We start from the raw sequence: 20173 nt of genomic DNA, 5'->3' as shown, positions 1-20173 counted from the left end.
CATGTCGCAGTGTTGATGGGCGGCTGGTCGAACGAGCGCGAGGTGTCGCTGATGTCGGGCAACGGCGTGGCCGATGCCCTGGAGTCGCTCGGTCATGAGGTGAGCCGGGTCGACATGGATCGCGACGTCGCGCTGAAGCTGGCGGAGCTGAAGCCCGATGTGGTGTTCAACGCGCTGCACGGCACGCCGGGCGAGGACGGCACGGTACAGGGCATGCTCGACCTGATGGGGCTGACCTATACCCATTCGGGGCTGGTCACCTCGGTCATCGCGATCGACAAGCAGCTGACCAAGCAGGCGCTGGTGCCGCATGGCATCCCGATGCCCGGCGGGCGGATGGTGCGCACCGAGGAGCTGCACCAGCGCGATCCGCTGCCGCGCCCCTACGTCCTGAAGCCGGTGAACGAGGGTTCGTCGGTCGGCGTGGCGATCGTGACCGAGGAAAGCAATTACTCGAATCCGATCAGCGCCGATGCGCGGGGGCCGTGGCAGGAGTTCGACGAGCTGCTGGCCGAGCCCTTCATTCGCGGACGCGAGCTGACCTGCGCGGTGCTGGGCGATCGCGCGCTGGGGGTGACCGAGCTGAAGCCGCGGAGCGGTTTCTACGATTATGACGCGAAGTACACCGACGGGCTGACCGAGCACGTCTTCCCGGCGCAGATCCCCGACGAGATCACCGATGCGTGCATGCGGTTGTCGGTCGAGGCGCACCGGCTGCTCGGCTGCAGGGGCGCGTCTCGGTCGGACTTCCGATGGGACGACAGCCAGGGCGCGGACGGGCTGTTCCTGCTGGAGGTGAACACCCAGCCGGGCATGACCCCGCTCAGCCTGGTGCCCGAACAGGCGCGCCACTGCGGCATCAGCTATCCCGAGCTGGTCCAGTGGATCGTCGACGAGGCGCTGGCGTCGGAGGGCGCCCGGGCGTGACGAAGCGGACGGTCCGCCGTTCCTCTTCCCGCCCACCGGCGAAGAAACGCGCGCAGATTGCCAAGAAGAAGGGGCCCGGTCTGATCGATCAGACCATGGCCGCGTTGCCGGTCAGCCATGACACGCTGCAGAAGGTGGCGACCTGGGGCATCGTCGGCGTGACAGCCGCGGTGGCGCTTGCCGTCGCGAGCTTCTTCGGCGTGCCGGGGATGATCGGGGTCGCTGCGTCCGAGGTCGTCGGCGAGGCCGGGCTGCGCGTCGAGCAGGTCGATATCAACGGCATGCGCCGGATGGACCGCGACACGATCCTGACCCAGGCGCTCGACCAACGATCGCGTGCGATGCCGCTGGTCGACCTGGAGCTGGTCCGCGAGCGGCTGCTGCAATATCCCTGGATCGAGGATGCGCGCGTGTCGCGCCGGCTGCCCAACACGCTGGTGGTCAATGTCGTCGAGCGCGAGCCGGCGGCGGTGTGGCAGCACAAGGGCGTGCTGATGCTGGTCGACGAGAAGGGCGTGTCGCTGGAATCGGTCTCTCGCGACGCGATCCCCGACCTGCCGCTGCTCGTGGGTGAGGGCGCCAACGGCCAGGAACTGGCGCGGCGCAAGCTGATGGACGCGGCGCCGGCGCTGAAGCCGCTGGTCAAGGCGTCGACCTGGGTCGGCAATCGCCGCTGGGACCTGACCTTCGACACGGGCGAGCGGTTGCTGCTGCCCGAAGGGGAAAAGGAATCCGTGGACGCGCTGAAGCGTTTCGCGGCAATGGACAGGACTCAGCGGCTGCTGGGTCGGGGCTTTGTCCGGTTCGACATGCGCGTGGGCGACACGATGTATGTCCAGCGACGCGAGGCGCCGCCCAAGGCGATTCCGACGCCGTCGCTGGAACCGCAGGCGGTCACGCCGGTTCAGACTGACGAGGGGGAGTGACAGGGGATGGCAAAGACGACACCTGAGGGGTTGATCACTGCGCTCGACGTCGGCACGTCGAAGGTCTCTGCGCTGATCGCCCAGCGGACCGACGACGGCCAGATGGTCGTGCTCGGCACCGGCCAGCGCGAGAGCCGCGGCGTGACCCGCGGCTATGTCGCCGACATGCATGCGACCGAGCTGGCGATCCGCGAGGCGGTGGAGCAGGCGGAGCGCATCGCCGGCACCAATATCGAGGATGTCTGGGTCAGCTTCTCCGCGGGCGGCCTGATCTCCGACATCGTCAAGCTGGAGGCGGATCTGGGCGGCCACCGGGTCGAGCAATCGGATATCGACGAACTGCTGAAGGCCGGGCGCGAGGCGATCAACCCGCATGGCAAGATGGTGCTGCACGCTCAGCCGACGCGCTATTCGGTCGATGGCCTCGCGGGCGTGAAGCGGCCGATCGGGTTGCATGCCGACCGGCTGGGCGTCGACATCCATGTCGTCGCGACCGAAGGCTCGCCGGTGCGCAATCTCGATCTGTGCGTGCGCTCTGCGCATCTCGAAGTGCGCTCGATCATCGCGGCACCGGTCGCGACCGGGCTTGCCTGCCTGACCGATGAGGAGCGCGAGCTGGGCGTCGCGTTGGTCGAGATCGGTGCCGGCGTGACCAATGTGTCGGTATTCCAGGGCGGCGTGCTGTCCGGGCTGGCGTCGATCGGCATGGGCTCGGCGGACATTACCGACGATATCGCCACCGCCTTCGGCACCGCGCGCGCCTGGGCCGAGCGGACCAAGTGCTTCTACGGCTCGGCGAATATCAGCCCGCGCGACAATCACGACATGATCGACGTCGTTCATGCCAACCCGACCGAGGGCGCGGAGACGACGCGCATCACCAAGGCGCAGTTGATCGCGGTGATCCGCCAGCGGCTCGAACGGCTGGTGCCGCTGATCCAGGCCGAGCTGACCAAGCTGGGCATGGGGGATCCGGTCGGCCGCCAGGTGGTGCTGACCGGTGGCGGCGCCGAGCTGCCCGGGATCGCCGATTACATGCAGCAGGTGCTGGGCAGCATGGTGCGCGTGGGCCGGGCCAAGGGTCTGGTCGCGCTGCCCGAGGCGCATAGCGGTCCGGCCTTCGCGACGCTGGCAGGGCTTGCCTGTTTCGCCGCCGCCGATCCGCTGGACCTGCGCACCCTGGAGCCCAAGCACCAGCTGGTCACCCGGGCCAGTCCGCGCGCCGTGTTTTCGCGCCTGTTGGCCGCGTTCCGCGCCAACTATTAAAGAAATGCGAACAGGGTAGCGCGATTCCGCTAGAGTCGTCGCGACGAGTGGTGCATCAAAGTTACAGAATTAATCGCGCAGGCCCGAACGGTCGGGAGCGCGAAGGGAGATCAAGGCGATGAGTATCGAATTCCTGCCGCCCGATGAAGATGAACTGACGCCGAAGATCACCGTCATCGGTGTCGGCGGGGCGGGCGGCAACGCGATCGCAAACATGATCCGCGCCGACGTCCAGGGGGTCGAGTTCCTCGTCGCCAATACCGACGCGCAGGCGCTGAAGACCTCGGCCGCCGGGCATCGCATCCAGCTGGGCGCGAAGATCACCCAGGGTCTGGGCGCAGGCTCGCGTCCCGAGATCGGCCGCGCGGCCGCCGAAGAGACGATCGACGTCGTGCAAAAGGCGCTGCAGGGATCGCATATGTGCTTCCTGGCGGCCGGCATGGGCGGCGGCACCGGCACAGGTGCGGCTCCGGTCATCGCCAAGGCGGCGCGCGACATGGGCATCCTGACCGTCGGTGTCGTGACGAAGCCGTTCGCCTTCGAGGGCAAGCGCCGTGCGGCTTCGGCCGAGGCGGGCATCGAGGAGCTTCAGAAGTACGTCGACACGCTGATCGTCATTCCGAACCAGAATCTCTTCCTGATCGCCAACGCGAACACGACCTTCAAGGAAGCGTTCGAGATGGCCGACGAGGTGCTGCAGCAGGGTGTGCGCGGCATCACCGACCTGATGGTCATGCCGGGCCTCATCAACCTCGACTTTGCCGACGTGCGTTCGGTGATGCAGGAGATGGGCAAGGCGATGATGGGCACGGGTGAAGCCGATGGCGACGACCGCGCACTGGTCGCCGCGCAGAAGGCGATCGCCAATCCGCTGCTCGACGGCGTCAGCATGAACGGCGCCAAGGGCGTGATCGTGTCGATCACCGGCGGCGAGGACATGCGCCTGCTCGAGGTGGACGAGGCCGCGAACCATATCCGCGAGCTGGTCGATCCCGACGCGAACATCATCTGGGGTTCGGCGTTCAACCCCGACTTGGAAGGCCGCATCCGCGTCTCAGTCGTCGCGACCGGCATCGAGGCCGACGCCCAGGCGGCGGCACGTCCGGCGGCACCGGCAGTCGAGCAGCCGCGCGTGTTCAGCTTCGCCGCACCGCGCCGTCCGGCAATGGACGCAGCGCCGACCGCACCGGCAGCCGCACCCGAGCCCGAACCGGTCGCAGCGCCCGTCGTCGAGCCGGTCGCACAGACCAGCGAGCCCAAGCCCGCGCCGCTGACCTTTGGCGACGAGCCCGACTTCCCGGCAGCGGCTCCGACCGCTCCGGCCGGCTTCGAGCCCGCCGCCCCGGCAGCGGCGCAGCCCGTGGCAGCCGATGACGGCGACGAACTGCTGCTAGGCTCCGAGAGCGCGGTTGGCGGCTTCGACAGCCGCAGCGACTTCGCGGCGGCGCCTGCGCCGGCCGCGCAGCCCGCGTCGGACTTTGGCAGCCGTCGCCGCTGGCTGACCTCGGAAGAGGATGACGCGGCGGCAGCGGCGCCTGCGCCCCGTACGGAGCGTCGCTCGGGCGGCACGCTGTTCGAGCGCATGGCGTCGGCAGCACGTGGCGGCAACAAGCCGGCCGACGACGATGACAAGGATCCGCTGGACATTCCGCGCTTCCTGCGCGGCCAGAACAACCAGTAATCAGATATTGGTCGCCCCCGCGGCTCGCTTCGGCGAACCGCGGGGGCGTCGTTATTCTTGGTTCAGCGATAAGGGCTTAGGGTGGGGGACCCATGAACCGGATTCGCATCACATCGGTGTCTGCACTTGCACTTGCCCTGGCGGCGGGGTGTTCATGCGCGCCGGCCTTCGCCCAGAACGAGATCGTCGCAAGACCCAATCCCGACGCCGATCTGCTGGCGTCGGAGATGCGGGTGCTGGCGCAGAACCCGCGCGACCTGCGCGCGCTGCTCTCCGCCGCGGCGATCAGCACGCGGTTGAACGACACGTCCGCCGCGCTGGCTTTCTATGCGCGCGCCGAGCAGGTCGAGCCCGACAATCCGCGGATTTCCGCGGGGCGCGCCGCTGTGCTCGTCAGGATGGAGCGGCCGGGCGAGGCATTGCGCCTGTTCGATACTGCCGAGCGGCTGGGCCTGCCGATGGCCGAATATGCTGCCGATCGCGGGCTAGCCTATGATCTGATGGGGGCGCCGCACCTCGCCCAGCGCGAATATCAGCAGGCGCTTCGCCGCGAGAAGGATGACGAGACGGTGCGGCGCTATGCGCTGTCGCTCGGAATCACAGGCAAGAGCGACGAGGCGATGCGGCTGCTCGAGCCGTTGCTGCGTCGCAGCGATCGAGCGGCGTGGCGCGCGCGCGCCTTCATCCTGGCGATGAACGGCGACGTGCCCGCCGCCGACCGTATCGCGCAGAGCATGATGCCCGCGAACATGGGCGCCGCGCTGGCGCCGTCCTTCCGGCGGCTGCAGGGCATGTCGCCCGGCGATCGTGCCTTCGCGGTCCATTATGGCCAGATGGGGCGGACCACGGCGCGTCTGGCGGACGCTCAGATGGCGCCGCGCCTGACACCCTATGTTCCCGATCAGCGACCGGTGCAGATGGCATCGGTCGCTACGCCTGCACCATCCGCAACTCAGCCGGTACGTACAGCGCGGCGTGAGGCGGAGCAGCCCAGCTCGGTCGAGGCGGTGCGGCCGGCGCGGGGGCGCGAGCGCGTGTCACGGCGCGGTCGCGCCCAGCGCGATGTCGCGGTGGCCCCGCTGACGCCTGCTCCCGCCCCCGTTCAGGTGGCGGCGGCGGAGCCGCCGCTTCCGGCACCGCCGCGCTATGTCGAGCCTGTAGAGATCGTCCAGCCGATCCCGACGCCGACACCGTCTCCTGCTCCGGTGGCAGTCGCCTCTCGGCCTTCGCATCGCGCGCCGGGCTGGTCCGCCGGCCGCGAGGTGGTTCAGCCGACGCAATCCGCAGGCCGCGAGCCGGTGCGGCTGGCGTCCTCGACGATAGTGCCGACCCCCGCTCCGGGTCGGAGCACCTCCGCGGCACCGGTGCGACGCGTCGGGTCGGAGGACAATCTGCTGGCCAACATCGTCGACGGCATCGCCATTCCGGAGAATGAGCGCGCCGCAATCGACCTGCCCGCGCCGGCGCCGACACGGACGACGGCTCCCGCACCCGCCGCATCGAGGTCGAAGCCTGCGGCTCCGGCGGTTACGCCCAAACCCAAGCCTGCTGAGACCAAGGGAAAGCCTGGGGCGCGGTCAGCCGAGCCGACGGATGAACCTGCGACGACCGCCAAGGGCCGCAAGAAGGAACCGGTCAAGCCGAAGCCTAAGGTCGAACCCGAGCCGAAGCGGATCTGGGTCCAGGTCGCGGGCGGCGCCAATGAGGACATGCTGCCGGGTGCGTGGCGGCAACTTGCCAAGAAAGCACCGGCGGCGTTTCGCGGGCGCAGCGCCTGGTCGGCGCCGCTGCGTGCGACCAATCGCCTGCTGGCGGGACCGTTCAAGACCGCCTCCGAGGCGCAGTCCTTCGTCAATCAGCTGAAGAAGGAAGGCATGTCCGCCTTCGTCTTCACCAGCGAGGCGGGGCAGAAGATCACGAAGCTCGCCCTCTAGTGACCGAACGGGCCCCCTGGGCATGCACCCCCGATCGTAGCCGCGGTCGCCTTCATCCCGAAGGCGACGCCAGGGACGTGCGCGGTCCGCGCGACGCGTTCCAGCGCGACCGGGACCGTATCATCCACTCGATCAGCTTTCGCAGGCTGCGCCACAAGACCCAGGTCTTCATGGCGCCCGACGGCGATCATTTTCGCGTCCGCCTGACGCACAGCCTGGAAGTCGCGCAGATCGGCCGGACGATCGCGCGGACGCTGGGCCTGAACGAGGACCTGACCGAGGCGCTGTGCCTGGCGCATGATATCGGCCACCCGCCGTTCGGCCATGCCGGGGAGGATGCGCTGGAGCATGCGCTGGCCGCGCATGGCGGGTTCGATCATAACGGCAATACGCTGCGGCTGCTGACCGAGCTGGAGCGTCCCTATCCCGCGTGGAACGGCCTCAACCTCACTTGGGACACGCTGGAGGGGCTGGCCAAGCACAACGGGCCGATTATCGAACTGCAATGGGCGCTGGCCCAGGCCGATGCCGACTTCGACCTGGAACTGAACAGCTGGCCCTCGCTGGAGGCGCAGGTCGCCGCGCTGGCTGACGACATAGCCTATGACAATCACGACATCGACGACGGGCTTCGGTCGGGCCTGCTGAGCTTCGACCAGCTGCTGGCCGTGCCGATGATCGAGGCGGGATGGCGCCGGGTCGAGGCGCGCTTCCCGGGTGTGTCGCCCAAGCGGCTGGTCGGCGAGCTGATTCGTTCGCAGATTGGCGAGATGGTCAACGACCTGATCGCATCGACGCGCGACAGGGTGGCCGCGTCGGGCGTCGAGACGGTCGATGATGTGCGCGCGGCAGGGCGAGCGCTTGGCCAGTTTTCCGACGAGATGCGGGACGCCGAGCGCGGGTTGAAGCGCTTCATGTACGCCAACCTCTATCATCACCCCAGCCAGATTGCGGCGGGGGAGGCGGCGCATGCGGTCGTCGCGGGGCTGTTCGAGGCTTATGCCGCGGATCCCCGCCTGATGCCGGCGGAGTGGCGTGATGCGCTCCCGGCCGACGAGCCCGATCGCAGCCGGCACATCGCCGACTTCATCGCCGGCATGACCGATCGATATGCCATTCGCCGCTTCAAGGAGATCGGCGGTACGGTGGATCTGCCGGACGCCTTCTGAGTGCAGCCATCGGGCCGGTCGGCTCGTCGATGACAGGATGGCGACCGCCATCGACGAGCCTGGGGTAAAATCAGCGTGCGGCGAGTTGGCCGTTTCCGCCCTTGCGTGCCGGCACGTCGAACGCGACGCGCGTGCTGTTGATGACGCCCTTCACGCGATTGCCGCGGACTTCGAGATAGATGCGGCCGCCCGGGGCGCTGGTGCCCTCGATCACGGTCAGGTCGCCGACCTTCTTGGTCGAATAGGTGTAGCTGACGCCGTCGTTGACGAAGGTGACGGGATCGCTGGAAGCAAGCGCCGGGCTGGCGAAAGCGAGCGTGGCAGCGGCAGCGGCGAACAGGAACTTGGTCATGATCTTCTCCCTCTTTTCGATGAGAGCCAGACCTGCATCCTCTTCTGCTCCGGATATTGTTGCGGTGCAGCATTTGCGACAATCGCAAAGCGCGTGGCGAGCAGATGCAGTTTTTGCAATCGGCGGGACGAGGCAGGTCCGCGCCGGAACGCGGGCTCGGCATACTTTCGCGACAATCTTGCTGTACGCTGTGACCATAGCGAGGAAATGGCCATGTCCGACGCCAGTATCGCCTTGAACCGGTTTGGCCTCGGGGGCCGCGGCGGCGACGCGCCACCTGAGGAACCGAAGCCTTGGCTGCTCGACCAGCTATCGTCGTTCGATCCCAACCCGCCCGCAATCGCAGCCTTGCCGTCGACGCGTGAAATTGCGTCGAGGATGATCGAATACCAGGCGGAGCTTCGCGACGCTCGTCAGGCGCAAAGGGCGGCGACCCCGACCCCGCCAGAGGCCGCTGCTCCGCCCGTTGCCAGCCGCTCGGCAGGCTACACACCGCCCGGACCCGACACGATGATGGCCGCTGGCCGCTCAGTGCAACAGCAGGTCGCCAACGCGGCGGATCCGGTCCGGGAGGTCCGCGACCGCGGCCTCAAACAGGCGAGAGAAACGCTGATCGGCGCCGTGGGGGCCAGGTGCGCCGCCGCGCTGGACACGCCGTCCCCCTTTGTCGAGCGGATGGTTCATTTCTGGGCCAATCACTTCGCGGTTTCGGCGGAAGGCTATGAGGGGATCTCCCTGTCGGGTCAGCTCGAGTTCGATGCGATCCGTCCCCATGTGCTCGGCAAGTTTCGCGACATGCTGTTCGCGGTCGAGCGGCATCCGGCGATGCTGCTCTATCTCGACCAGGCGCAGTCGATCGGTCCCAACTCCCCCGCGGCGCAGCGCGCGGCGGGTCGGGGCAATGGCCGTCGGTCTGGACTGAACGAGAATCTCGCCCGCGAGATCATGGAACTGCACACGCTGGGCGTGCGCACCATCTATACCCAGGCCGATGTGACCGAGTTCGCTCGCGCAATGACCGGGTGGACTGTGGTTGGGCTGGGCCGCGCGCGTGACGTCGACGGCGTCGGCGCGCCGGGTGACTTCCGGTTCCTGCCGCGGTTTCACGAGCCGGGGACGCGCACGCTCCTGCGCCTACAATGGCCGCAGCAGGGGGAGGATCAGGCGGCGGCAATCCTGGATTTCCTGGCGACGCATCCGGCGACCGCGAAACATGTCGCGACCAAGGTGGCACGGCATTTCGCCGGGGACGACCCGCCCGCCAGCCTGGTTGCCAAGCTGGAACGCAGCTTCCTGACGAGCGGCGGCGACCTGCCGCACCTCTATCGCACGTTGATCGAGGCGCCGGAGGCCTGGACGCCCCGACCGGTGAAGTTCCGCACCCCGTGGGAATGGTCGATCTCGGCCTGGCGGGCATTGGGCATGTCGCAGGTCCCGCCGCAGCAGGTGCAGAATATGCTGACCCAACTGGGTCAGCCGGTCTGGAAGCCCGGTTCGCCTGCGGGCTGGGACGATATCGCGGCAAGCTGGGAGGCGCCAGATGCGGTCATGCGGCGCGTCGAGGCGGCGGAACGGTTCGCGCAGCGCACGCGCGATACGCTCGACGCACGGAGCCGCGTCGCCGAGCTGTTTCCCGATGCGGTCAGTCCGACCACGGCGCAGGCGATCGCGCGTGCCGAGAGCCCGGCGCAGGGTGTCGCGCTGATGCTCGTGTCGCCCGAATTCATGCGGAGATGACCATGACCGCCCTGTTGAATCGTCGCAGTTTCGTCACCGCCGCGGGAACCCTGGTTCTGGCGTCGGGCATGGGCGGGACGATGGCCTTTGCCCAGGCGCCGACCGAGCGGCGCTTCGTCTTCATCATCCAGCGCGGCGCGGCGGACGGCCTCGGCACGCTTGCGCCGGTCGGGGATCCGGCCTTCGTCCCGCAGCGCGGGGTGCTGGCGCAGGATTTCGCCGATGCGCCGAAGCTGGACGGCATGTTCGCGCTGCATCCGGCGATGACGCAGGTCGCCGGGCTATACGCGGCGAAGGAAGCGCTGTTCCTCCACGCGATCGCCTCGCCCTATCGCGACCGATCGCATTTCGATGGGCAGAATATCCTCGAGACCGGCGGCGCCAGTGCCTATCAATTCAAGGATGGCTGGCTGAACCGGATGCTGTCGCTGATCCCGCGTGACGAGGCGAGAGCGATCGCGCTGGCGGCTACGGTCCCGATGGCATTGAGAGGCGCCGTCGAAGTGGCCAGCTATGCACCCAGCTCGCTGCCCGACGCGTCCGATGACCTGATGGGGCGAGTGTCGGCCATGTATCAGGGCGATCCGAAGCTGCACGAGATCTGGGAACAGGCCATCGCCACCCGGATGCTGACGGGCGACACGAGCGGCGACAAGGGCCGCAACGCGATCGCGACCGGGACGCTGGCGGCGAAGATGCTCATGTCCGACACCGGATCGCGGGTGGCCATGATCGAGACCGGCGGGTGGGATACCCATGCCGGGCAGCGCGGCCGGCTGACCAGCCAGCTGAAAGGCCTGGACGGGATGATCGGCGCACTGAAGGCGGGGCTGGGATCGCAATGGGCGAACACCATGGTGGTGGTCGCCACCGAGTTCGGCCGGACGGTGAAGGTTAATGGTACCCAGGGGACCGATCACGGTACCGGATCTGTCGCGATGCTGCTGGGCGGGGCGGTCAATGGCGGGCGGATCGTCGCCGACTGGCCCGGCCTGTCCGACGCGGCACTGTACGAGGGCCGCGACCTGAAGCCGACGATGGACCTGGACCGGGTGATCGCCAGCGCGATCGCCGGCCATTACCGGATCGACGGCGCGAAGGCTGCGACGACGCTGTTTCCAGAGATGCAGCGCGTGGCGCTGATCGAGGGGCTGGCCCGGGCATAGGGCGATCGGCATGGCGGGGTGACGCGGTGGCGAGGTTGGGCTAAGGGCGCGACTTCCTTCCGACCACTGGATCCGCAATGACGCTTTATACCCGTTTCGCTGCCCATCTCGACGCTGCCCTCGATGCGCTGGTCGCATCGGGCGACCTGCCGGCGGGACTGGAGCGACGCAGCGTCACCGTGGAGCCGCCGCGGGACGCCAGCCATGGCGATCTCGCGACCAACGCCGCGATGGTGCTGGCCAAGCCGGCGGGCACCAATCCGCGCGCGCTGGCGGAGAAGATCGTCGCTGAGCTGAACAGGATCGACGAGGTGACCGCGGTCTCGGTGGCCGGGCCCGGCTTCATCAACCTGACGCTGGCCGAGGACGCCTGGCGCGGCGAGCTGGAAGCGATCACCGCGCTGGGCGACGGCTATGGCCGTTCGGACGCCGGCAAGGGCGTGACGGTCAATGTCGAATATGTCTCGGCCAACCCGACCGGCCCGATGCATATGGGCCATTGCCGCGGCGCGGTGGTGGGCGATGCGCTGGCCAGCCTGCTCGAGTTCATCGGGCATGAGGTTGTGCGCGAATATTATGTCAACGACGCGGGCGGGCAGGTCGACGTCCTCGCCCGTTCGGCGCACCTGCGCTACCGCGAGGCGCTGGGCGAGGCGATCGGCGACATTCCCGAGGGCCTGTATCCCGGCGACTATCTGAAGCCCGTCGGCGAGGCGCTCGCCGCGCGCTATGGCGACAAATATGTCGGCCAGCCCGAGAGCGAGTGGCTGGTGCTGTTCCGCGAGGAAGCGGTCGCGGCGATGATGGAGCTGATCAAGGCCGATCTCGCGCTGCTGGGCATCCACCACAATCTGTTCTCGTCGGAGGCCGAGCTTCAGGCCGCGGGCAAGCCCGAGGCGGCGGAAACCTGGCTGCGCGAGCAGGGGCTGGTCTATGACGGCGTGCTGGAAGCGCCCAAGGGCGAGACGCCGGAGGATTGGGAGCCGGTGCAGCTGCCGCTGTTCCGCGCGACGCAGTTCGGCGACGACCAGGATCGCCCGATCAAGAAGTCGAACGGCAGCTGGACCTATTTCGGTGCCGATCTCGCCTATCATTTCCAGAAGGCGCAGTCGGCCGACCAGCTGATCGACATCTGGGGCGCCGACCATGCCGGCACGGTCAAGCGGATCGTCGCCGCGGTTCAGGCGATGACCGGCGGCAAGACCCGGTTCGACGTGAAGCTGGTCCAGATGGTCCGCCTGCTGCGCGCCGGCGAGCCTGTGAAGATGTCGAAGCGGGCGGGCAATTTCGTCACGCTGGCCGATGTCGTGCGCGAGGTGGGCAAGGACGTGGTCCGCTTTACCATGCTGACGCGCAAGGCCGATGCGCAGATGGATTTCGACTTCGCCAAGGTGCTGGAAACCTCGAAGGAAAATCCGGTCTTCTACGTCCAGTACGCGAATGCCCGCGTCCATTCGATGCATCGCAAGGCGGCGGAGGCAGGCATCACCTGCGCCGATGCCGACCTGTCGCTGCTCGACACGCGCGAGCTGCAGGTCGCCAAGCTGGCCGCGCAGTTCCCGCGCGTGGTCGAGGGTGCGGCGAGCGCGCGCGAACCGCATCGCATCGCCTTCTACCTCTATGACCTCGCGGCCGAGTTCCACTCGCTCTACAATCTTGGCAACGACAATCCCGAGCGGCGCTTCGTCCTGGCGGATCAGCCGGATCTGACCTGCGCGCGGCTTTATCTGGCGCGCGCGATCGGGCAGATCATTCAGAACGGACTTGGCGTCATGGGCGTCGAAGCCGTCGAGGAAATGTAAGGGAGACACGCGATGCGCTCGGAGGCCGGGGTCCGCGACGACAACCGTCTTCCCTGGCTGGAAACGGTCGAGGAAGAGTATCGCGAGAAGCCCGCCTTCGGACGGGTCCTCCTGCTCGCCCTGATGGGCATCGCCGTGATCGGCGCGGTCATCGGCGCGGTGTGGTGGATCCAGAATAGCGGCGGACAGCAGGGCGACGGCCAGCTGATCGAGGCGCCCCCCGGCGATTACAAGGTCAAGCCCGACGATGCCGGCGGGATGAAGGTCGACGGGGAGGGCGGGACCGCCTTTGCCACCGGCGAGGGCGCGATCGTCAACGCCAGCATCGATCCCGGTCGCGCCCCGGAGGCGCCGATCGAGGTGCAGAAGGCACAGGCGCCCAAGGCCGGCCCTGCGCCCGAGGCGCGCAAGGCCACCGTCGCTGTCCCCGCCGATGCCGCCGAGCTGAAGGCGCGCGCGCCCGGGGTTCGTGCGGCGCCCGTGGCGACCGCCTCCAGCGGCAGTTCGGTGGTGCAGCTTGGCGCCTTCCCCGACGCGCAGGGTGCGGAGACGGCGTGGAAAACACTGTCGGGCAAATTCCCGATGCTCGCGAAGCTGGGCAAGTCGGTCGAGCGCGCTGAAAAGGACGGCAAGCCGATCTTCCGGCTTCGCGTCAATGGCGGCAGCAATACGCAGGCGCGTGAGATCTGCGCGAAGCTGCAGGCCGCCCAGACCAGCTGTTATGTGGTGAATTGAGCGTCAGGCCGCGACGCAACGCCTCCCCCTGACGCCGAGGATTTGATAGAGCCCGGTCATGAAGCCCGTCATTTTCGGCGTTTCCGGCCTGGCGCTTACGGCCGACGAACGCGATTTCTTCCGTGATGCCGACCCGCTCGGTTACATCCTGTTCAAGCGGAACTGCGGCGATCGCGCGCAGATGAAGGCGCTGACGGACAGCCTGCGCGACCTGTCCGGCCGCGACGACGTGCCGATCCTGATCGACCAGGAGGGGGGACGGGTCAGCCGGATGGTGCCGCCCGAATGGCCCGATTTCCCCGCCGGCGAGATTTTCGGCCGGCTTTATGACGTCGCGCCGATCTCGGCGATCGAGGCGGCGCGCGCCAATTACCATGCGCTGGGCCTGATGCTGGCCGAGGTCGGGGTGAATGTCGACTGCGCGCCGTTGCTCGACGTGGTCCAGCCCGAGGTGACGAAGGCAATCGGCGACCGAGCGTTCGGCGGCGAGCCGATGCGGGTCGCGGCGCTCGGCCAGGCGACCGTCGAGGGGCTGCGCCGCGGCGGCGTGGTCGGCGTGGTCAAGCATATGCCGGGTCATGGCCGGGCACTGGTCGACAGCCATCTCGAACTGCCGCGCGTCAGGGCGGATGCGAGCGCACTGGAGAGCGACATCGAGCCGTTCGCGCGGGTCAATGGCGCGCCGATGGGCATGACCTGCCATGTCGTGTTCGACGCCTGGGATGCGGAGCGCCCGGCAACCCTGTCACCCAAGGTCATCGCCGAGATCATCCGCGGCCGGATCGGATTCGACGGGCTGCTGATGACCGACGATATCGACATGAAGGCGCTCTCCGGAACGCCGGGGGAGAAGGCCGGTCAGGCATTGGCCGCAGGATGCGACGTCGTGCTCGATTGCTGGGCGCGGATGAACGAGATGATCGAGATCGCCGGCCTGCTGCCCGATGCGAGCGCGGCGTGCCTGACGCGGCTGGAGCGGGCGATGGCCACGGTTGCTGGGCCGCGCGACCCGGCGGAATTTGCCGAGCTGATCGCTAAGCGGGACGCGCTGCTGGCGCTTGCCTGACGGACCTGCTTAACAGGGACGATGACAGGGGAAGCGTCGGACACGCTCAAGATCGATATCGACGGCTGGGAAGGGCCGCTCGACCTGTTGCTGACGCTGGCGCGTAACCAGAAGGTCGATCTGCGCCAGATCTCGATCCTCGACCTGGTCGAACAATATCTGAGCTTCGTGAACGAGGCGCGGGCGCTGAAGCTGGAACTGGCCGCCGACTATCTCGTGATGGCGGCGTGGCTGGCCTATCTCAAATCGGCGCTGCTGCTGCCGCGCAATCCCGAGGAAACGCCGAGTCCGGAGGAACTGGCGCTGCGCCTGCAATTGCGGCTGGAGCGGCTGAACGCGATGCGCGAGGCGGGCGCGCGGCTGGTGGCGCGCGATCGCACCGGGCGCGACGTGTTCCTGCGCGGCGCGCCGGAGGGACTGCGAGTGCTGCGCAAGGCGCGCTGGGAGGTCGAGATCTTCGACCTGATTGCAGCCTATGGCCGGATCAGCGCGCGGACCCGCCCCGTGATGCACATCGTCGCGCAGCGCGACGTGATGACGCTGGACGAGGCGATCGAGCGGGTCGGGCGGCTGGTGGGCAGCCGGATCGACTGGAGCAGCATCGAGACGTTCCTGCCGGAGGGGGCAAGCGGCACCTATCGCAAGTCGGCGCTGGCATCGTCCTTCGTCGCGGCACTCGAGCTGGCGCGGCAGGGAAAGCTCGAATTGCGCCAGAAATCGCCCTTTGCGCCGCTGTATCTGAGGGGGCGTGAGGCATGACGCCGCCCGATGACCTCGTCCGCGCCGTCGAGGCGGTGCTGTTCGCCTCCGAGCATCCGATGACGCTGGACGAAATTCGCGCGCATGTCGGCGCGGAGGCCGATGTCCGCCGCGGGGTGAGCGAGGTCGAGCGGCTCTATGCCGGGCGCGGGATCGAGCTGGTCCGCCGCGGCGATCGCTGGCATTTCCAGACCGCGGCCGACCTGGCGCATCTGCTGCGCCGCAATCGTGAGGAAAATCGCAAGCTGAGCCGCGCCGGCATCGAGACGCTGGCGATCATCGCCTATCACGAGCCGGTGACGCGGGCGGAAATCGAATCGATCCGCGGCGTCCAGATCTCGAAGGGCACGATCGACGTGCTGATGGAGTCGGGATGGGTGCGTCCGGCCGGCCGCCGCGAAGTGCCCGGGCGGCCGCTGACCTATGCCACGACCTCGGGTTTCCTCACGCATTTCGGGCTGACGAGCCGCCGCGACCTGCCGGGAATCGACGACCTGCGGGCCGCCGGCCTGCTGGATCCGGTCGACCTGGCATTCGAATCGCTGGACCTTGCAGAAGGCGACCAGAACGAGTCCGAAAGCGAAATTGTAACAGAGGACGAATAGGGCCCGCCCGTTCCGGGGGCGGTGCGCAATCATACCGCCATTGCTGGATCGGGGGCAGGGGCCTAAATAGGCCTTGAATCGAGGAGAATTCCCATGGGCAGTATGAGCCTCATGCACTGGTTGATCGTTGGCGTCCTCGTGATCCTGCTGTTCGGCGGATCGCGTTTCTCCAACATGATGGGTGACGTCGCCAAGGGCATCAAGCAGTTCAAGAAGGGCATGGCCGAGGACGACGACAAGCCGGTCGCGCCGACCCAGATCGAAGGCAAGGCTGCTCCGGCACCGGGTGTCGAGCAGGAATCCGTGCGGACTGCCGAGAAGCAGTAAGCGTTTTCCGCCGAGCGGGGCATGACCGGCGCGGCGTTGTTTTTCAGTTGATCGGATAGCAGCCCTCGATGTTGGACGTCGCGCCTACCGAATTGCTGTTGGTGGCCGTCGTGGCGCTCGTGGTGATTGGCCCCAAGGATCTTCCAAAGGCGATGCGTGTCGCCGGCAAGTGGATCGGTCGCGCGCGCGGCGTCGCGCGCCAGTTCCGCAGCGGCATCGACACGATGATCCGCGAATCGGAGCTGGAAGAGCTGCAGAAGCAATGGGCAGCCGAGAATGAGCGGATCATGCGCGAGCATCCGCCCGAACCCGCGCTGCCGCAGCCCTATCTCGCACCCGAGCAGCAGGCGCTGAACGATCAGTCGGCCGAGCCGGTGCTGGTCGAACAGCCCGAGTTCAGGGACGAGCCCGCGCCGACGGCGGAGCCCAAGGCGATCGTCGCGGCGCCCGAGCCTGAACCGGCGCCTGCGCCGATCGCGCTCGACAAGGGTGTGTCGCTGGAGGACAGCATTCCGCACAACGTCCTCGACACCGCGCAATCCGAAGCCGATCCGGATGCACCCAAGGCAAAGGCGCAGTCGTGAAGGAACTCGACGATACCCAGGCGCCGCTGCTCGATCATCTGATCGAACTGCGCCGCCGGTTGCTCTGGTCGGTCGCGGCGATCGTGATCGCTTTTGCCGGCTGCCTGTATTTCGCGCGCGGGATCCTGAGCGTGCTCGTTGCTCCGCTGAAGGCGGCGGGGCAGCTGACGATCATCAATACCGAGGTGTTCGGTGGCTTCCTCGTCGAGATCAAGGTGGCGTTCTTCGCCGCGCTGATGATCGCCTTTCCGGTCATTGCCAACCAGTTGTGGCAGTTCGTCGCGCCGGGCCTTTACCGCAAGGAAAAGCGGGCGCTGTTCCCGTTCCTGCTTGCGACGCCGGTGCTGTTCATCGGGGGCGCGTCGATGGCCTATTTCATCGCCATTCCGGTGGCGCTGAAGTTCCTGCTGGCGTTCCAGGGCGACCTGGGCGGCGTGACGCAGCAGGCGCTGCCCGATGTGAACAGCTATCTGAAGTTCGTGATGCAGTTCATCTTCGGCTTCGGGCTGTCGTTCCTGCTGCCGGTGCTGCTGATGCTGCTCGAGAGGGCCGGGATCGTGACCTATGAGCAGCTGAAGGGCGCTTGGCGCTATGCCGTGGTGGGTGCCTTCGCGCTGTCCGCGGTGCTGACCCCGCCCGATGTCGGCTCGCAACTGCTGCTCGCCGTGCCGCTGTGCGCGCTGTATTTCCTGGCGCTGTTCGCGATCTGGTTCACGCGGCGGCGCGAGGCGAAGCAGGCCGAGAAGGAAGCGGCCCAGTCCTGACATGAAAAACCCCTCCGTCGCCGGAGGGGTTTCTGTTTTCATCGATGGCGACTGCCTTACTTGGCGTCTGCCGCAGTGTTGGCGACCGTGTCGCCCGCCGACGAGACATCGCGGCCGACGCCTTCGATGGTGTTGCAGGCCGAGATCGCGAGCGCGCAGCCGAGCGCGGCGAGGGTGAGGATCTTGCGCATTTCCAGTCTCCATTGAGCCGTACCGAAACGGTCCTCGGAAAAAAGCCCGGCACGCGGAATCGTTCCGCAGCCGATCGTAATCCAGATGGCTCGTCGATGTTGTGGGGGTCTGAAAAAGTGTAGGCCCGGAAGCGCCACCGGGGGGGGGAGGGTTGACGCTTCCGGGCCCATGTCTTGGATAGCGAGAGCGGGGGGGCAAAAGGTCGCTATCCGAAGATCAAAACGGGCAAACCGGATCGGGGTTCCAAGGCTGGCGAAGAATCTTCAAAAATTATCGAGCATCCCGACGCTGGGAAAATCACGGCTTCCCAGTCACGGCGATGCTGGTCTCATATGCGCCCGATAGCGGATCATGGTGAAGCTGGGTCCGCAGCTGTCGGGCGAGGCCGGTCATGACGCGCGAGTAGCGGTTTTCGAGCAGCAGCGCGAGCTCGGGGCTGTCGACGAGCGCGGGTGACACGACACGCAGCGTCGCGCGATTGCCCTCGGGCAGGCCTTTCATCGAGATGCGGATCTGGGCGGCGGGATTGCAGCTCATCGCCAGTTCGATCAATTCGGTCAGCAGGAAGGACACCGCGACGGCGGTGTCCTGGGTCACCAGGAACGGCTCAACCTCGAGAGTGATGCCGAGCGGCGCCGTCCGGTCGGGCGCAGTCGCGCGAATGTTCGACGCGAGTTCGCCGATCACCGACCGCAGTTCCAGCCCGCGTGTTTCCTCCATCTCGGCATAATGGTGGCGGTGGACCACGGCCAGCGCGTCAACCCGGCGCTGGATCGACGCATAGGCCTGGGTCGCCTCGACGCTCTTGGCCCCGCGGGCGTGGAAGTTGATCAGGCTGGCGATCACCTGGAGGTTGTTCTTCACCCGGTGGTGCACTTCGCGGGTCAGGCGGGTCTGGCGGACCAGCCCCTCTGCCAGGTCGGCCTCGTGCGCCTGGACGGTGCGGCTGATGTCGCGGAAGGTGTCGCCCAGTTCGCGGATTTCCGCGGCCGGGAACTGGCCGTAGATGGTCGGGTCGATCACCTCGCCCGGCTGATAGTCGCGAACGATGCGGCGCAGCCGGCGGAGCGGGCGGATCAGCAGCCGATCGACGACGAACCAGCCGATCGCGGCGGCGGCCAGCCACATCATGATCAGGAGCGCGGTCGCGACGAGCAGGGGGACGGTGATCGGCGCGCCTGGCATCGTCATCTGAAGGTACAGGCCCTCGATGCCGAGTTCGGTGCGCGCAGTCTCGTGGCGCACCACCCGGTTGTCCTTGGACAGAGCGCGCAGCGTGAGCCGCTCCCCGTCTTCCAGGACCAGCGCAGAGCCATAATCGGGGACGAAGCCGCTGGGCTGCGCCAGCTGCGCAAGCGCTACTGCGGGATAGAAGACCGTTGCGTTTGTCCCGGATGCGCCGCCGACGCGCAGCGCCAGACCGTCGCCGGTGACCGTCGGACGGACTTCGCCTGGGCGAGGCTGGGCGAACGAGCCGAGATTCAGCCGTCGTCCGCACAGGACGGTGCCGGTCGCATCGACGATGGAAAAGCGGGTCCCGGTCTCGGAATAGGCGGCAAGCGCACCGGCGACGCGGGTGCAACTCGGCGCGTCATTCGGGTTGCGCTCTAGCGCGCCAAGTCCCTCGCGAAGTTCGACGACATGGTTGGCCAGTGTCGTCGCGAGCGCGCTGGAGCTCTCCTGGGCGGCGGCGCCGAGCCTGGCCTGTGCCTCGGCATCGGCGAACCGGGTGGTGCGCAGGTTGGTGAGCATCGCGATCACCGCAAGCGGCAGGAGCGATGCGACCAGGATCAGGAAAACCTTGGCCCCGGTCGGAAATCTGGAGAGGAGTTGAGGTTGCGAAGGCGCGTCCGCCGGCGCGGTGCCCAGCGGCTTCTGATCGGCGCCTGTCATTGGTCGATGCTAGTCGAGCTGCTTGAGCAGTTCCAGCATTTCGGCCGGGATCGCCTCGCCGATCGCTTCGTCATAGGCTTCGCGCAGCGCATCGCCGACCACCTTGCCGGTACGATTGCCGTCCGCTCCGCCTTTTTTTCCGTCTGGCGTCTTCGTCATTGGATCATTTGCGGAACGCACCATTCCCCCGGACAAAATTTGTTCGACCACCGCACTCAGGCGGGCGGAAAATATAAATAATGCCGCAGGAAGCAAGAGCCCTGCGGTTGCGACGCCGCACATTGCGGT

The 20173-nt window shown here is 67.4% G+C and carries 20 protein-coding genes; 16 read left to right on the top strand and 4 right to left on the bottom strand.

Features of this window, described 5'->3' with window-relative positions:
- Positions 1 to 15 precede the first annotated feature (15 nt).
- The 6 genes from ACZ1H8_RS02030 to ACZ1H8_RS02005 all read left to right on the top strand — a co-directional run bounded on the left by ACZ1H8_RS02030 (position 16) and on the right by ACZ1H8_RS02005 (position 7903).
- The gene (locus ACZ1H8_RS02030; protein WP_465181317.1) at positions 16 to 927 is read left to right on the top strand and encodes a D-alanine--D-alanine ligase; all 912 of its coding nucleotides are present in this window, start codon (positions 16 to 18) and stop codon (positions 925 to 927) included.
- Positions 924 to 1853, top strand: coding sequence for a cell division protein FtsQ/DivIB (locus tag ACZ1H8_RS02025; RefSeq protein WP_465179757.1), 930 nt, complete (start codon positions 924 to 926; stop codon positions 1851 to 1853). Before ACZ1H8_RS02030 ends, ACZ1H8_RS02025 begins: the two co-directional genes overlap by 4 nt.
- Before the next feature lie 6 nt (positions 1854 to 1859).
- Complete coding sequence (gene ftsA / locus ACZ1H8_RS02020; RefSeq protein WP_465179756.1) at positions 1860 to 3119, top strand: cell division protein FtsA; 1260 nt, start codon at positions 1860 to 1862, stop codon at positions 3117 to 3119.
- Between the two features lie 118 nt (positions 3120 to 3237).
- A complete protein-coding gene (gene ftsZ, locus ACZ1H8_RS02015) occupies positions 3238 to 4800 on the top strand; it encodes a cell division protein FtsZ (RefSeq protein ID WP_465179755.1) in 1563 nt (520 codons plus the stop codon).
- A 92-nt stretch (positions 4801 to 4892) separates the two neighbouring features.
- Complete coding sequence (locus tag ACZ1H8_RS02010) at positions 4893 to 6734, top strand: SPOR domain-containing protein (RefSeq protein ID WP_465179754.1); 1842 nt, start codon at positions 4893 to 4895, stop codon at positions 6732 to 6734.
- A complete protein-coding gene (locus ACZ1H8_RS02005) occupies positions 6734 to 7903 on the top strand; it encodes a deoxyguanosinetriphosphate triphosphohydrolase (protein ID WP_465179753.1) in 1170 nt (389 codons plus the stop codon). The genes ACZ1H8_RS02010 and ACZ1H8_RS02005 overlap by 1 nt, the downstream gene beginning before the upstream one ends.
- A gap of 70 nt (positions 7904 to 7973) precedes the next feature.
- Here ACZ1H8_RS02005 and ACZ1H8_RS02000 read toward each other — a convergent pair whose 3' ends face one another.
- Positions 7974 to 8255 carry a hypothetical protein gene (locus ACZ1H8_RS02000; protein ID WP_465179752.1) on the bottom strand — a complete coding sequence of 94 codons (282 nt, stop codon included), beginning with the start codon at positions 8253 to 8255 and terminating at the stop codon, positions 7974 to 7976.
- A gap of 207 nt (positions 8256 to 8462) precedes the next feature.
- On the opposite strand from ACZ1H8_RS02000, the gene ACZ1H8_RS01995 reads away from it, so the two are divergent.
- From ACZ1H8_RS01995 to tatC, 10 genes are all read left to right on the top strand, one after another.
- Positions 8463 to 9992, top strand: a complete 1530-nt coding sequence (locus ACZ1H8_RS01995) for a DUF1800 domain-containing protein (protein WP_465179751.1) — start codon at positions 8463 to 8465, stop codon at positions 9990 to 9992.
- Between the two features lie 2 nt (positions 9993 to 9994).
- Positions 9995 to 11158 (top strand): DUF1501 domain-containing protein, encoded by a 1164-nt coding sequence (locus tag ACZ1H8_RS01990; RefSeq protein WP_465179750.1) that lies wholly within the window; start codon positions 9995 to 9997, stop codon positions 11156 to 11158.
- 77 nt (positions 11159 to 11235) lie between these two features.
- Entirely contained in the window at positions 11236 to 12960 is a 1725-nt protein-coding gene (gene argS / locus ACZ1H8_RS01985; protein WP_465179749.1) for an arginine--tRNA ligase, read from the top strand.
- Between the two features lie 12 nt (positions 12961 to 12972).
- The gene (locus ACZ1H8_RS01980) at positions 12973 to 13695 is read left to right on the top strand and encodes an SPOR domain-containing protein (RefSeq protein ID WP_465179748.1); all 723 of its coding nucleotides are present in this window, start codon (positions 12973 to 12975) and stop codon (positions 13693 to 13695) included.
- A 58-nt stretch (positions 13696 to 13753) separates the two neighbouring features.
- A complete protein-coding gene (gene nagZ / locus ACZ1H8_RS01975; RefSeq protein WP_465179747.1) occupies positions 13754 to 14761 on the top strand; it encodes a beta-N-acetylhexosaminidase in 1008 nt (335 codons plus the stop codon).
- Between the two features lie 21 nt (positions 14762 to 14782).
- A complete protein-coding gene (locus tag ACZ1H8_RS01970; protein ID WP_465179746.1) occupies positions 14783 to 15520 on the top strand; it encodes a segregation and condensation protein A in 738 nt (245 codons plus the stop codon).
- Positions 15517 to 16125 (top strand): SMC-Scp complex subunit ScpB, encoded by a 609-nt coding sequence (gene scpB, locus ACZ1H8_RS01965; protein WP_465179745.1) that lies wholly within the window; start codon positions 15517 to 15519, stop codon positions 16123 to 16125. The genes ACZ1H8_RS01970 and scpB overlap by 4 nt, the downstream gene beginning before the upstream one ends.
- Positions 16126 to 16218: 93 nt before the next feature.
- Positions 16219 to 16452, top strand: a complete 234-nt coding sequence (locus tag ACZ1H8_RS01960; RefSeq protein WP_346245160.1) for a twin-arginine translocase TatA/TatE family subunit — start codon at positions 16219 to 16221, stop codon at positions 16450 to 16452.
- A gap of 68 nt (positions 16453 to 16520) precedes the next feature.
- On the top strand, positions 16521 to 17036 hold the full coding sequence (tatB, locus tag ACZ1H8_RS01955) for a Sec-independent protein translocase protein TatB (RefSeq protein WP_465179744.1): 516 nt from the start codon (positions 16521 to 16523) through the stop codon (positions 17034 to 17036).
- Positions 17033 to 17800, top strand: a complete 768-nt coding sequence (tatC, locus tag ACZ1H8_RS01950) for a twin-arginine translocase subunit TatC (protein WP_110154376.1) — start codon at positions 17033 to 17035, stop codon at positions 17798 to 17800. Before tatB ends, tatC begins: the two co-directional genes overlap by 4 nt.
- Before the next feature lie 56 nt (positions 17801 to 17856).
- Here tatC and ACZ1H8_RS01945 read toward each other — a convergent pair whose 3' ends face one another.
- The 3 genes from ACZ1H8_RS01945 to ACZ1H8_RS01935 form a co-directional block, all read right to left on the bottom strand.
- The gene (locus ACZ1H8_RS01945) at positions 17857 to 17991 is read right to left on the bottom strand and encodes an entericidin A/B family lipoprotein (protein ID WP_465179742.1); all 135 of its coding nucleotides are present in this window, start codon (positions 17989 to 17991) and stop codon (positions 17857 to 17859) included.
- Between the two features lie 298 nt (positions 17992 to 18289).
- Positions 18290 to 19885, bottom strand: coding sequence for a sensor histidine kinase (locus ACZ1H8_RS01940; RefSeq protein ID WP_465179740.1), 1596 nt, complete (start codon positions 19883 to 19885; stop codon positions 18290 to 18292).
- Between the two features lie 9 nt (positions 19886 to 19894).
- Positions 19895 to 20044 (bottom strand): NepR family anti-sigma factor, encoded by a 150-nt coding sequence (locus ACZ1H8_RS01935; RefSeq protein WP_219994587.1) that lies wholly within the window; start codon positions 20042 to 20044, stop codon positions 19895 to 19897.
- Between the last annotated feature and the right edge of the window lie 129 nt (positions 20045 to 20173).

The sequence above is a fragment of the Sphingomonas sp. BL-S-25 genome, assembly GCF_055521555.1.
This window is presented reverse-complemented; position numbering and strand designations above follow the sequence as displayed.